This window comes from Paenibacillus kobensis NBRC 15729 (genome assembly GCF_004000825.1).
GTDB lineage: Bacteria > Bacillota > Bacilli > Paenibacillales > Paenibacillaceae > Paenibacillus_T > Paenibacillus_T kobensis.
The window spans coordinates 1-13,817 of the sequence record NZ_BILZ01000091.1 but is presented as its reverse complement, the minus strand read 5'-3'; the positions used below and the strand labels follow the sequence as shown (position 1 = coordinate 13,817).

At 56.3% G+C, this 13,817-nt stretch carries 14 protein-coding genes; all 14 read left to right on the top strand.

Annotated features, from left to right (window positions below; translation table 11 throughout):
- Positions 1–43: 43 nt before the first annotated feature.
- The 14 genes from fabG to PKO01S_RS27085 all read left to right on the top strand — a co-directional run bounded on the left by fabG (position 44) and on the right by PKO01S_RS27085 (position 13,748).
- Complete coding sequence (gene fabG / locus PKO01S_RS27150) at positions 44–799, top strand: 3-oxoacyl-ACP reductase FabG (protein WP_127534575.1); 756 nt, start codon at positions 44–46, stop codon at positions 797–799.
- A gap of 46 nt (positions 800–845) precedes the next feature.
- Positions 846–1,112: an acyl carrier protein gene (locus tag PKO01S_RS27145; RefSeq protein ID WP_164779804.1), complete on the top strand. Its 267-nt coding sequence runs from the start codon at positions 846–848 to the stop codon at positions 1,110–1,112.
- On the top strand, positions 1,109–2,326 hold the full coding sequence (locus PKO01S_RS27140) for a beta-ketoacyl-[acyl-carrier-protein] synthase family protein (protein ID WP_127534573.1): 1,218 nt from the start codon (positions 1,109–1,111) through the stop codon (positions 2,324–2,326). The genes PKO01S_RS27145 and PKO01S_RS27140 overlap by 4 nt, the downstream gene beginning before the upstream one ends.
- Entirely contained in the window at positions 2,323–3,561 is a 1,239-nt protein-coding gene (locus PKO01S_RS27135) for a beta-ketoacyl-[acyl-carrier-protein] synthase family protein (protein WP_164779803.1), read from the top strand. The genes PKO01S_RS27140 and PKO01S_RS27135 overlap by 4 nt, the downstream gene beginning before the upstream one ends.
- Positions 3,562–3,563: 2 nt before the next feature.
- Positions 3,564–4,082 carry a 3-hydroxyacyl-ACP dehydratase FabZ gene (gene fabZ, locus PKO01S_RS27130; RefSeq protein WP_127534571.1) on the top strand — a complete coding sequence of 173 codons (519 nt, stop codon included), beginning with the start codon at positions 3,564–3,566 and terminating at the stop codon, positions 4,080–4,082.
- A gap of 44 nt (positions 4,083–4,126) precedes the next feature.
- Positions 4,127–4,786, top strand: a complete 660-nt coding sequence (locus PKO01S_RS27125) for a hypothetical protein (protein WP_127534570.1) — start codon at positions 4,127–4,129, stop codon at positions 4,784–4,786.
- A 78-nt stretch (positions 4,787–4,864) separates the two neighbouring features.
- A complete protein-coding gene (locus PKO01S_RS27120; RefSeq protein ID WP_127534569.1) occupies positions 4,865–5,776 on the top strand; it encodes a hypothetical protein in 912 nt (303 codons plus the stop codon).
- Between the two features lie 261 nt (positions 5,777–6,037).
- Positions 6,038–6,619, top strand: coding sequence for a sigma-70 family RNA polymerase sigma factor (locus PKO01S_RS27115; RefSeq protein ID WP_246070756.1), 582 nt, complete (start codon positions 6,038–6,040; stop codon positions 6,617–6,619).
- Entirely contained in the window at positions 6,616–8,124 is a 1,509-nt protein-coding gene (locus tag PKO01S_RS27110) for an ABC transporter substrate-binding protein (RefSeq protein ID WP_127534568.1), read from the top strand. Before PKO01S_RS27115 ends, PKO01S_RS27110 begins: the two co-directional genes overlap by 4 nt.
- Before the next feature lie 17 nt (positions 8,125–8,141).
- On the top strand, positions 8,142–9,500 hold the full coding sequence (locus PKO01S_RS27105; protein ID WP_164779802.1) for an ABC transporter substrate-binding protein: 1,359 nt from the start codon (positions 8,142–8,144) through the stop codon (positions 9,498–9,500).
- A gap of 40 nt (positions 9,501–9,540) precedes the next feature.
- Positions 9,541–10,965 carry an ABC transporter substrate-binding protein gene (locus PKO01S_RS27100; protein WP_164779801.1) on the top strand — a complete coding sequence of 475 codons (1,425 nt, stop codon included), beginning with the start codon at positions 9,541–9,543 and terminating at the stop codon, positions 10,963–10,965.
- A gap of 344 nt (positions 10,966–11,309) precedes the next feature.
- Positions 11,310–12,047, top strand: a complete 738-nt coding sequence (locus PKO01S_RS27095) for an SDR family NAD(P)-dependent oxidoreductase (RefSeq protein ID WP_127534565.1) — start codon at positions 11,310–11,312, stop codon at positions 12,045–12,047.
- Positions 12,041–12,748 (top strand): ThuA domain-containing protein, encoded by a 708-nt coding sequence (locus PKO01S_RS27090; RefSeq protein ID WP_127534564.1) that lies wholly within the window; start codon positions 12,041–12,043, stop codon positions 12,746–12,748. The genes PKO01S_RS27095 and PKO01S_RS27090 overlap by 7 nt, the downstream gene beginning before the upstream one ends.
- A gap of 310 nt (positions 12,749–13,058) precedes the next feature.
- Positions 13,059–13,748 carry a helix-turn-helix domain-containing protein gene (locus PKO01S_RS27085; protein ID WP_127534563.1) on the top strand — a complete coding sequence of 230 codons (690 nt, stop codon included), beginning with the start codon at positions 13,059–13,061 and terminating at the stop codon, positions 13,746–13,748.
- The last annotated feature ends 69 nt before the right edge of the window (positions 13,749–13,817 follow it).

Here is a 13,817-nt window from a genome sequence, read left to right as displayed (position 1 = left end):
CCCGCCGCTATGGCGGGAGCCGGGGCATGAAGAGGAGAGGCGTATGGATTTGGATTTCGGAGGAAAAAGAGTTCTCATAACCGGCGGCTCACGTGGAATCGGCCGGGCAATCGTCTCTTATTTGGCTGAACGCGGAGCCGACGTCGCTTTTACGTACAAAGGCAATCACGAAGCGGCCCGCGAGCTGTGCGACACGCTTGCGCGGCTGGAGCTGCCGGGACGCGTCATGTCGCTAGCGGCTGACGCCGAACAGCTGGATCAGGCCAAGGAGACGATCGAGCGCGTCCGAGAAACGTTCGGCGGGTTGGATGGGTTGGTCCTTAACGCCGGCATTAACCGGGACAAACCGCTGTTTCTGATGGCGGAGGAAGATTGGGACGCAACGATCGGCGCCAATCTGAAAGGCACCTATAATTACGCGCGGGCGGCCGTATACGGCATGATGAGGGACAAAGCCGGGTCGATCGTCTGTATCAGCTCGGTCAGCGGCTTGAAGGGAATGCCGGGTCAAGTCAATTATTCGGCGACGAAGGCCGGGCAAATCGGCTTTGTCCGCAGCCTGTCCCGCGAGGTGGCCAAATACGGCATTACCGTCAATGCGGTCGCGCCCGGTTTTATCGAGACGGAGATGTGGGAAGCGCTGCCGGAGAAGGTCCGCACCGGCTTCCTCGGCGACATTCCGCTCGGCCGGCCAGGCAAAGCGGAGGAGGTCGCGCGTGCCGTCGGTTTCCTGCTGTCGGAAGAAGCCAGTTATGTTACAGGAAGCGTACTTGTCGTTGACGGGGGATTGAGCGCGTAGAGCGAACGAAGAGCAGAGATCACTATTCGAATTAGGAGGGACTATGATGTCCGAACAATTAAAATCGCAATTGCACACGCTGGTGGGAGAAATTATTGAGGTGGACGACTTTGCCTCAGATGCGCATCTGTCTGAAGAACTCAGCATCGACTCGATGATGCTGATCGAGATCGTAGCCCGGATCGAGCAGCGTTATCAGGTGAAGGTGGCAGAAGAGCTTCTGCCGCAAATGACGTCGGTCGATGCCATTTACAGCGTTGTGTCCGGGCTGCTTTCGGGCGAATCCGAGGCGGCGGCAGGTGCTTCGGAATGACGAAGCGCGTAGTCATAACAGGTCTCGGCGTCCTGAGCCCGATCGGTTCGGGCAAGGATCGGTTCTGGGAAGGCATATGCAGCGGGGCGGTCGGCACGGGACCCGTACGCACTTTCGATACGGCTTTGTTCGATGTGCATAACGGCGGCGAAGTGAAGGATGCGAATGCGCTCGATTATATCAGCAAGCTGGATCCGGCCTCCATCGGCCGCTCGACGCATCTGGCGATTGCGGCTGCCAAGATGGCCGAGCGGGACGCCCGCTTGGGCGAAGGCGGATATGAGCCTTGGCGGATCGGGGTATGCTTCGGCACGACGATGGGCAACTCCTCGATTATCGAGGACAATACCGATCTGCTCGTTACCGAGCAGCGCCGGGCTTCCCATGCGCTGTGGAGCAATTATCCGCAGCACACGATTTCATCTGCCGTTGCCGAGGAGCTGGAGCTGGAAGGACCGTCCATGGTCGTGCCGACCGCATGCGCTGCAGGCAATTACGCGATCAGCTGGGGCAAAGAGCTGATCGAAGACGGATTGGCCGATGCGGTCATCGTCGGCGGTTCCGATGCGATGTCCCGCGCATGCTACACGACGTTCCACCGGCTTGGCGCCATCGCGCCGGAACGCTGCCAGCCGTTCGATAAGAACCGCAAAGGGATGATGGTCGGCGAAGGGGCGGCTGCGCTTATCTTAGAGGACTACGACCGGGCGGTTGCCCGCGGCGCAACAATCTATGCAGAGTTGCTCGGGTACGGCTTGTCTTGCGATGCGCATCATGCGACTGCGCCGCATCCCGAGGGTCTGGGCGCGGTTCTGTCGATGAGCCGGGCGCTGAACGCTTCGGGCTTGTCGCCGATGCAAATCTCGTACATTAGTGCGCATGGCACCGGCACGAAAGCGAACGATGCGACGGAATCGACCGCCATCCGCCGGATGTTCGGCGACAATGCCGATCAGGTGCCGATCAGCTCGATTAAAGCGATGATGGGCCATACGATGGGCGCGGCAAGCGCGATTGAAGCCGTTGCTTGCGCGCTCGCCATTCGTCACGGCGTACTGCCGCCGACGATGAACTACAGCGAGCCGGATCCGGAATGCGTCGTGAACGTCGTGCCGAACGCAGCTGCCCAGCAGCCGGTTCGTTATGCGCTCAGCAATTCGTTCGCTTTCGGCGGCAATATTTCCACGATTGTGATGGGGGAGGCGGTTTCATGACGAATACGAATGACAACGATATCGTCATTACAGGCATCGGACTCGTATCGGCAGCAGGCTATTCGCTTGATACGCTGAACGAATCGCTTAGGTCCGGCCAGGCCAGCCGCAGCTCGCTGCGCAAGCATACGGCGGAGTGGTCCGACCGGGATTACGTGGGTGCCGTCGTAGACGGCTGGGACCCCGAGCCGCTGCTTGGCAAAAAAGGGCTGCAGTTCATGCATGCGGGCTCGCAGTATTTGCTCGGCGCGTCTCTGCTTGCGCTTCGGGAAGCGGGGCTTGAGGAGAGCATGCCGGAACCGGATGACCTTGGCATCGTCATTGGTACGAATCTCGGCGGCCTCAAAGCAGCTTCCCGCTACGATTATACGGCGGCTACGCAAGGTCCGCGCTACGTCAGCCCGATGGAGGCGCCGAACACGCTGGCGAACTCCCCGGCTTCTTATCTGGCCATTCGCGTGCAAGCGCGCGCATGCAACACAACGATTTCTTCCGGCCAATGCTCCTCGCTCGACGCGATTGGTTATGCCGCCAATTTGCTGCGTAAAAACCGCGCCAAGTGCATTCTTGTCGGCGGCGTTGAGGAATTGAACGCATACTCGCTGTGGGTATACAACAGCATGAAAGTGCTGCCAAGCGATGGAGCGGAGAAGACGGGCGAGCCGTTCGACGCGAAGTCCTCGGGTTGGGTGCCGGGGGAAGGCGCGGCGGTGCTCGTCTTGGAACGGCGGGGCGATGCGGAAGCGCGCGGCGCGCGAATTTGGGGCGAAATCGCCGCTTGGTCGAGCTCCTACCGGGGCGGCTTCGATTCTGCAGCCCGCGCATCAGGCTTGGAACGCGCGATCTTGCAATCGCTCGCTTCGGCAGGCGTAACGCCGGACGGCGTTCGTCTGGCTGTTGCGGGAGCGGTCGGCGATCCGGCGCATGACGAAGTCGAGGCGCTCGCCCTCCGCTCCGTGCTGGGCGAAGCCCGGACGCCGGTCTGCGCGGCGAAAGGGGTGCTCGGCGAGACGTATGGTGCGGGCGGCATCATGTCGCTCGCCGCCGCCCTGGCGATCGGCCAAGCCGGCACGCTGCCGGAGGCAGTCGGCTATACGATCGAGCCGGAAGCATCGAACGGGCTTGCAAGCTTGCGCAAGCAAGTCGGAGACCGGCCGTTCAACGGCGGCGCAACGCTGCTGAGCGCACATGACTATCACGGTGTGTCAAGCGCCGTCGTGCTCCGGGTGGGCTGACGATGGGCAAGTACAGGCTTGGTTATGACGAAGTCCGCGCACTGCTGCCGCAGCAATATCCGTTTCAATTCATCGACGCTGTCGCGGAGCTGGAAGGCGACCGAATCGTCTGCATCAAAAATGTTACTGGAAACGAATGGATGCTGTCCGGCCATTTTCCTAAGAAGGCTGTATTCCCCGGTGTGCTGATGACCGAAGCGATGGCTCAGGCGGCGATATTGCTGGTGAAGCTTGGACAAGGAGGCGGCCTCCCTAGCGAAGCGGGAGACAGGCCGGCAGCGGAGGATCGGACGTTCTTGCTGACCGGAACAAAGATGAGATTTCTCAAACCGGTCGTTCCCGGCGACCAAATGGTTATCACATGCAGGATGCTGACGCTTCTATCCTCCGCTGCGGTTGCGCAGGCCGAGATCGCCGTCGACGGCGTCGCGGCGGCACGGGGCGAGCTGACGTTTGCTATGCTCCGCTCCGATACGCAAGAGGCGAAGCCAGCCGCAATACCGGAAGGTGTCACGAACTAGATCCAATCTTATGAACGAGATCCATTATGACAGGAGGAATAGTAATGAAAAAGAAAGCAGCGGCGCTTGTGCTCGCTGGAGCATTGCTAGGCGCGTTCGGCGCTACCGCGCTGGCCGGAACGAATATTGGCTTCAGCTTCTACGGCAAGCCGTCTTCGGCAGGCGACATTCGAATCATCGATAACCGGGCCTATGTGCCGATCCGCGAATTCTCGCAGGCGATCGGCGGCAAGGCGACGTTCGATAATGCGACCAAGACGCTCGATTATGAGCCGGTCGATCTGGACGCTCTGCCTCCTGCGCTGAGCAAATATATGAAAAGCTACCTCGTGAAGGACTGGGCAGGCGTTACAGACTCGATCGCCGATGACGGCGTGTTCATTAATCACGACAATCCAGGAGGAATTTCGGGCAAAGAGGCTGGGGAATACTTGTCGAAGGTTTATGCGGGTTTCGCCCAATACGGTGAGTCGAAAAGTAATCTCCGGGCCGCGTATGTAGTGCCGGACGGACGTATTCTCGGCATCTGGGAGATTACGGCGGGCGGCCACTTGATGGCGACTGGCGCCGGATTCTATACACCTGATGACAAGAACCCGGAGAAGCTGAAGCGGGTCGAGCTGTTCCAGTTGTCGGCATCGCCGGACGAGTTCCTCATTGAGGATCATTCGGCCGCCGCTAAAGCTCTCGAAGAGCGTAAATAGGGCAGGCAATCGAATACGGTTGAACGGATTTTGGATATTGGCCATGTTCACTTATTATGCGATGGAGGTGTATAAGGGATGAATGCTTTTCATTCGGATAGCCCGAAGCTGTTTGAAGGGGAACGCTGGTGCGTATGGAGCGGCGTGCTTGGACCCGTGCTAGGCTTGCTCATCTGGATATACGTCATGATATTCGGCAACGTAGAACCGGTTCACGGCGGCGATCTGTTGCGGGCGGCTTCATTCAACGCGGCGAGCGGTATTTTTATTATCGGTGTCGCCGCATTCGTGCCGCTGGCAAATTTTAAACCGAAGATGCGTAAATTTATCGACTTCTATATTATTTTCTCGGGCGTTGTGTCCTACGTGCTGGAAACATTCCAGCATGCGCGCGGCGTAAGTCCGCGTATGCCGACGAATTTGTCGGAGCCGTTCGGATTCGACTTTATTATCTCTCAAGTATTCGCCGTCACGGCTGCAGGGATCATCTGGTACACTGTGATGGTCATGATCGGCGTGTTCCGCGCATCCGCGCTCGCCAAACGGCCGATCATGGTAGTGGCGGCCCGGTATGCGATGATCGGCTGCGTCCTCGGCTTTATCGGCGGAGCGTGGATGATCGTCGACTTCTCGATTACGAAGAACAAGGAATTGACGCACAGCATCATTTATTTTCACGGCTACGCTTTTCATGGCTTGCAGGCGGTTCCTTTCATGGCAGCTTTCCTTGAGCGTGTTGCAATGGCGGCTGCCGCGCGCCGGAGACTCATTCATCTAGGCGGGCTGGCATTCACGCTGTCGACGGCATTGATGGGCCTGCAAGTGCTCGTCAATCACAAAAGCTTGTTCCACGTGACGCCGATCACGGTCCTTATGGCGTTGACGGTCATCGCTTGGGCGTGTCTGTTCGCATACAGCGGCTTGCTTTTCCTGCGCAGCCGGAGCGGCAGCGGCAACATCGGCAAAGGCCATGCGGTACGGCAATCCTAATTGTTCATGCCAAAGGCAGTCCAAGGCAGTCCTCTCGGGGACTGCCTTTTTTATTGTTGCTAGTTGCGGCCCATCCTCCATTGGCTGGTGTGACACAAAAAGTGATGCAACAGCGCCAATGGGCGGAGTAACGGTCTGCAGCGGTTCTCTCCACGAGTACAAAATGGTTGATTATAGAAAAAGAGAAGGTATAATCTATTTTTATTGCAAAAATAGGGAACCATTCTTGAACTCTATCGTCTACTTGTCGAGGTGAATAAGTTGTCGTTCGAATATTTGGAGCATGTGACCGGCGGTCTGGACCGGGATGCCGTGCTGGATCAGTTGATGAAAGAATACGGGCAGGATGTGTGGAACTACGCGTTGTTTCTGACGCGGAGCCGCACGATGGCCGACGATATCGCACAGGACGTATTCGTGAAAGTGTATGAGCGGCTTTATTCGTACCGGGGCGAATCGTCGGTCAAAACATGGCTGCTCGCCATCACGCGCAACGCGGCTCGAGACGCGTTGCGGTCATCGTGGCTGCGCCGCGTTACACTGCTTCCCAATCGGGCCGCGTCCGAGGACGCGCATCCTTCCGCTGAACGCGAGGCGATGAAGCGGGAATTGACCCGTGACGTATGGTCCATCGTAATGGAGCTGCCTGCGAAGCTTCGCGAGGTGCTGCTGCTCTATGCCCATCATCAGTTGCAGATGAAAGAAATTGCGGCGCTGCTGGGCATTTCCGAAGGGACGGTTAAGTCGAGACTGTTCCGGGCGAGAGCGCAAGCAAGCAAGAAGATGAGCAAGCGAAGCAAGGCAGACGATGCCGTCGTTACCGGCGAGGAGGAGTGGACATGAGCGGGCAGGAACAGCTGCCGTATTGGGAACGGCAACTTGTCGAACAGCCGCTGTCGAGCGGAGGATTCACCTCGGAAATCGAACGCAAAGTGAGGGAACGAATCCGAATGGAGCAACGAAACAGCAAACCGCGCGCTTGGATCCGAACGGCAGCGGCATTTACGGCTGTGGCCGTACTGCTTGGCGGAGGCTGGCTGCTGAGAGACGATATCGGAGCGATGCTGGAGGACAAGCCGAATAAGCAAAGCGGCATACCGGCTGCGCTGCAAAATGATACATTGGCAGATCTGGACGTCACGTTGAAAGTGATGGAGACGGAATACGATAATTTTACGAATATGCAGTACGCAAGACCATTCCTGCTTCACCATCCTAGCGTAGGCATCGAGACGGTTATGTTCAAGCAGGACGATAAGATCGACGAGTGGACCGATAAAGAGCAGCCGGATGTGCTGAGACTTAATTCGCGGCAGTATTATGAGCTCGTGCAAAAAGGGAAGCTGCAGCCGCTTGACGCGCTTATCCGGAATAACAAGGTCGACGTTGACGCCATGTACGAGCCAATCATCAATATACTGCGTCAATATGGCGGCGGGCAATTGTACGGCCTTACGGCGAACTTTAACACGAATGTGGTCTACGTCAATAAAACGCTGTTCGAGAAGAACGGGATTCCGCTTCCTCGCGAGGGTGCGACGTGGGAGGAACTCATGGATACGGCGGCCCGGTTCCAAGGAACGGGCATTGCCGGTCTAGCAGCGTCCAATTATAATGACCGTCCCTATTATTTATTCGATATGATCCGCAGATCGGTCGGTTTGCAGACCGATACGCAGGGAGGCGAGCGAGTGACGGTCGACTCGCCGGCTTGGGCCGATTGGTGGCAGCGGATCGCGGCAGGCTATCAAGACGGCTGGCTGTACCGCGATGCGGACAAGGCGAAGAAAAAGGGAGAATCGTTCACCCCCTCCGACGCTTTCTTGAAGGGAAAAGCTGCGATGACGATTAACGGTACTTACTATATTCAGCAGATCAATCAGGTCTGGACGGGGGATAAGCAGCAGGAATGGATGACCATTCCGGTTCCGGGCAACCGGACCCAGGATCTGAGCATGTCCGAGATTTATGCTATTCCGGCTAATGTCAGCAGTGAGAAGGCAGCTTGGGAATTCGTGAAATTTATGACGGGCAAAGAGTTCGCGAAACGATTGATCGGACTTGGGATGAGCGGCGGCGTGCCGATCCGGCAGGCGGATCTGTCAGGCGAGAATCAAGAGCGTATGGCTGCTTTCTACGAGGGCAAGCTCGAGCTGCCGGACAACTGGACGCAATATATGGGGATGGAGAAACAGTCAAGCGATACGTTGGCCGGGAAGGCCTACGATAGCGGGGGGGCCTTGCTGGACGCAGTCGTTGAAGGTCAACTGACCGTCGAGAAGGCGCTCGCGGAGTTGAAAGAGAAGCTGGAGCAGGAAGCGGCCGCTGCTAAGAAGGAGTCGTCATGAGAAGGGGCGGACTATTGTTGAGCGCATTGCTCATGCTGCTGGTACTGCTTGGGCTAGGCGGCTGCTCGGATGAGCCGGATGAAGCGCAGCAGCCGGCCGTGCTCAAAGTGGCGGATACGAATGAACAAAACTTTTATCGATTATACGGTGATTATATTAGCGCGGTATTTCCGGATGCCCGCATTGAGCTTGTCTCTACACAAGCGGCTTCCGACTATACAGTCTCTGCAGCCGAACGTCAAAAACGTTGGGTCGAGCTGGTCCGCAGGGAGCAGCCGGATCTGATCGTGCTGTGGGAAGATGAAATTTATCGAGCTCTTGCCAACGAAGGGCTGCTTGCTGATCTGTCACCGTATATGAAGGATAGCGGAGTAACGCAAGAGCAGATTCATCCCGGCGTCCTCGAGCTGATGAAACAGAACCGCGACGGCCGGATTTACGGAATGGCTCCCGGCTTCAGTGCCTCGCAGTTATATTACAACGAAGATATGTTTCGAAAGTACGGCATTGATCTCCCGCATGACGGCATGACATGGGCGGAGATGCTGCAGCTGGCTTACCGTTTCACGGCGGCGGACTCCTCCCCGGATGGTCCGATCGGCTATTATCAATCGTTCATGGAACCGGCGGATTTGGCCTACTCGGTAGGAGACACCGAAGGGATGGCGCTGTACCGGCTCGGTGCGGGGAAGATGACGGCGGATACGCCAGCATGGCGGCATATATTCGACACAGTGCTGGCCAGCTATAAGAATGGGACCTTCCGCTCCATGCTGCCAAAGGCCAAAGTAGGCGAAGACGGCGAGACGTATTACGACCAGCAAGCGATGAGCTCGGTCGATCTGTTCGGAAAAGGCCAAGCGGCAATGACGCTTGCTTCCCCGGGGCAATATGATCCGAGTAAAACGAAATTTGCCTTCGGCTCGGTGAATCCTCCGGTAGACGAAGCAACGCGGACGCGAAGCGGTTCTTTCTATGCGAACCAGAAGCTGGCGATCCGCTCCGGTTCCCCGGAAGCGAAGTCAAGCTGGGCGTTTATCCAGTTCATGATCAGCGATTATGTCGCCAAAGTATCGGTTGCACAGCAGCTCGAATTCGGAGTGCCGAGCAATATGTCCTATTCGAACTACGATAACAGCAAGGCGGCTCTGTACCGTCAAATGCCGGCGATTCAACCGTTCGATGACATCGTGTCGGCGGGCCGCTCTTTCTACGAAGAGATGTGGGGGATGTTAAGACAGGAGATGAACGCTGCGCTGGCGGACAAGCAATCGGTCGACGAGATGTTGAAGCGTGTGCAGCAGCAAGGCCAACGGTTGATCGATGAGAGCGGAGTGCGGGCGTTCGAGCAAAATGACGGATCTCATGCGGACTAGGGACTGCGAATTAATTAGCGGATATAAGGAGTATGTGGTCGTGAGAGGACGAAGGAATCGGCATGGGAGCGGAGCGGGCGGATGGCGCCGGCATGCCGCTCTATGGCTCAGCGCTTTCATGCTCACGCTTGTATTGGCCGGCTGCTCGGAGGATCGGCAGAAAGTGAGTGCACAGGTTCATCTGAAGGTGCTGGATAGCAGTGAACAAGGATTTTATCAAATGTACGGCGATTACGTTACTGCAGCCTTCCCGAACGTGGAGGTTGAGGTGATCCCGTCTGGAATGAACAACTATCAGCTGTCTTTTAAGGATCGGCTGCAGAAGTTCAAGTCATTGATCCTGACCGAGCAGCCGGATCTGATTATGCTGTCGGATAACGATATGTACCACGCCTTAGCGGATGACGGTCTGTTCAGCGAGCTATCGGTTCATCTTGCAGCTGAGCCGGAGCTTGAGAAGCATATTCAGCCCGGTGTGTTGGAGCAGATGCGGAATGCCCGGAGAGGGGGGCTGTATGGGCTGTCGGCGGACTTCAGCGCCCAATTGCTGTACTACAACCAAGATTTGTTCGATAGCGTTGGCGTCGATCCGCCGAAGGATGGAATGACGTGGGCTGAGATGCTGAAGCTGGCGCAGCGCGTCACGCAGGCAGGCACGGAGGCGGAAGGGACGATTGGTTTTCTTCCCGATTTTCCGGGGCCAAGCGGGTTGGCCAGCTTGATAGCGATGACGGAAGGGCTCGGCATATTTCCTTACCGCGCATCGACCGGCATGATGCTGGCCGACACCCCTTCGTGGCGGCAAATTTTTAAGACGGCGCTAGAGGCATACGATGCAGACGTATTTCGAACAAAAGGCGCGGCAGACGGAGAAGTCGGTCAGCCTATTGCTTCTTCGGGAGGCAATGGCCAGGATTGGTTCGCGAAAGGGCTGGCGGGCATGGTCATTGCCAAATACGGCTCGTATGGGGACGTGCCGTTCAAGCTGGGCGCCGTGTCTCCTCCCGTCGATGAGGCGACGCGAATGCGCAGCTTTGGAATCGGCTCGCCATTTACTATGAGCATAAGGGCAGGATCGCCGCTTACGCAGGAAAGCTGGGATATCATAGCGTTTATGATGAGCGATTATGTAGCTAAAGTGAGTGCCGAACTAGGCGTCGGCTATAATGGTTTCTTTCCGAGCAATGTGACGTATGCGGATTACTCCAGTGATCCGTTCGTTGCATCCGTCTATCGGCAGATGCCCTCGCTCGTGCCGGATGAGAAAAGCTTCTCGTTGAGCAAAGAAGCGTACGGCGAGATGAACGAGCTTGTACGGCGCGAGATGAATGAAGCACTGGCCGGTAACCAGACGCTGGATGAGTTGATCGAACGGATGCAGACGAAGGGGCAGAAAATTTTGGAGTGGGGAATACGAAATAAAAAGAGTCAGCAGGTACAAGATGTATATTGGAATGAGGAGTAGCTTCGAACGGGCGGTTCGGTTGTGGCGCTTGAAGCCAGGAGCCTGAAGCTCTGGAACTCCAGAGAGCCCCAGAGAGCTCCGGAGCCAACTTGGTCCGGCCGATTATCTGCAATGCAGAACTCATCAGTTGCGGCTTAAGACCGCATTATATTGTACTAGCTTGAACGCGCCAATTCGGCGCGTTTTTCTTTTGCGGAGAGGGCTTGATAACGGGGGTATGAACACCGGGCGGCGCGTTTCGAATCGTTTCCCGAATCAAATTTGTCCACGGAAGCACCTGGTCCTTTATGCTACAATTAAGCTATGAAAGCGCATAAACGAGAAACCGAAAGGAAGCGGTTCGTTTGACGATACATAAGGGTACAGCAGTTGTGACAGGAGCGGGCAGAGGGCTTGGCTTCGGCTTGGCGAAAGGTCTTCTGGGGCGGGGCTGGCGCGTTGTTGCGGGCGTACACGGCGAGGCTACGGGCGAGCTGTCCCAATTGCAGCAGCAATTCGATGGCGCATTGCTTATCGTCAGCATCGATATTGGCAGCGATGAGAGTGTGAAGCAGGCAGCCGAGCAGGCAGTTGGCTGGACGGAACAGATCGATCTGATCGTCAACAATGCAGGTGTGCTTGGCGATATCGAACGAAAGCTGCCGGACGAGCTTGATTTTGATGAAATGCTGCACGTGATGAACGTAAACTCACTTGGTCCGCTGCGCGTGACACAGGCGTTCGGCTCCATGCTGCTGCGCTCGGAGCGTCCGATCGTTGCGAATATTTCCTCTGAGGCAGGCAGCGTCGGCGCTTGCGGCCGCGACAGCTGGTATGGCTACTGCATGTCGAAAGCGGCGGTGAATATGCAGTCTGTACTCGTTCATAATCAGTTGAAATCGGTCGGCGGACGCGTACTCGTGCTTCATCCGGGTTGGGTCCAGTCCTTCATGCATGGCGAGCTGAATACGTCGGCTAGACTTACGATTGAGCAAGCGGCAGCCAATGTGCTTGGCACCATTGAGGATGAAGCGGATTGGCCGGACGTGGACGGCAAGCCGCCTTATATAGATACGGAATTTAAGGAGAGATTGCCATGGTAACGAGAGAGCGCAAGGCCATTTTGTTCGGCGATTATACGAATGCACCCTATCATCCTTTGCAAAATGTAGAAGCCGAAGTCATCCGCGCGCTGAGCGGCTCGTTCGGCATCGAGGCATCGGAAGAGGCGGATGTGCTTATTTCGAGCTCGAATCCAGACGTGGATCTGTTCATTTCGTATGCGGACCGCTGGTCCGGTACGGTAACGGATGAGCAAGCTGATGCGCTATTGTCGTTCATTCGCGGCGGCGGCGGACTGCTCTCGCTCCATTGCGGAATTTGTCTGGCCAGTCATCCGAGGCTGCTGCCGCTGTTCGGCGGCCGGTTCGTCAGCCATCCGGCGTTTCAACCGCTTGCGTATTCTCCTGCAGGCCCATCGGCCGCGGAGCAAGCCGAGTTAGCTGAGTCGGCTGGCGGAGAGTCGGCGGATGGACGCACACTGGCGGCGCTTCGCGCTTCTCTGCAGCCATTTGTGATTGATGAGGAGCCTTATGTGTACGAGCTTACGGAAGCGCCGCAGGGCGATCGCGAAGTGCTGCTGCATTACGCGTTCGAAGGCCAGTTGTATCCGGCACTCTGGACGCAGACGTATGGCCAAGGACGTATTGTGAATGTCCAGCCGGGTCATACTGCGCAGGCGCTCTCTCTCCCTGCTGTTCAGCAACTGCTTACAGCCGCTGCCAAATGGGCGGCGAGAAGGTAGCGCGGACGCTTCGTATTTTTGTATATTTACACACAGTGCAATTCGAGATATAGTCGAAGTATTGGTAGTGCGGGATTTTGATAATACGGAACGGATGGAGCAAGAACTTCATGGCAGTAGAAGCTTGAATGCTTCCCGAGATTGGTAGAGTGGAAGGTTCGTAAGTATTGCTGGAATGATATGATTTAATACTTCGAAGTATGGATTGAGCTAATTTACGCGCGTAAAGCATACGCCGTCTTTTCCAACCCCTTGGGGCTTGGTTGAGGCGGCGTTTTATTTTTGTATGAGAGAAAGGGGCATAGTGATTATGACGATGAGTGTACAAGTGGTGCAGGAGAGAGAGTATCAAGATTGGTTGGAACAGCATGCAAAAAGCAGGAAAGGAGAAGCGAAGAGGAGGTTGGCGGAGGGGCATGGCTATGCGGAGAAGTTGTTTGCTACTAAAGTGTGGTTGCCGGCTGTTGGACACTTCGATTATTTGCATCCCGAATACGAGGTGAAAGATTTCGGCGACCAACTGCGTTTTCTAGACTTCGCCTACATTAGACCGCCTTATCGGATTTGTATCGAGATCGACGGTTTCGGTCCTCACGCGAGAGATGCGAATCGGCGAACATTTGCGGACGGCTTGATGCGGCAAAACCGGTTGACGCTAGACGATTGGATCGTCTTCCGATTTTCGGTGGACGATATCGAGCAGCATCCGCGCAAGTGCCAACAATTAATCATGCACATTCTAGGCAAATGGTACAGCTCCGAGCAGCAGCCTGCGCCGCTTACTCGGACGGAGTCCGAACTTCTCCGGCATGTGATTCAATTAGGCGGACCCGTAAAGGCGGAGGATGTGGCGGGGGTTATGGGGTTTACGAAGCTTTACACGTCACGCTTGTTGAAGCGGGTTTGTATGAAAGGATACTTGGCGCCGGTAAGCAAGGATCGAAACGCATCATTCAAACGTGTGAGGGCTTATACGCCAATATTCAACAAAAGGGGATAACTCATGGTCAGGGTGAGGCTAGTATTGATAGCGTAACAAAGTGTGTCGTTAAAGCGAAGCGGGAGTACC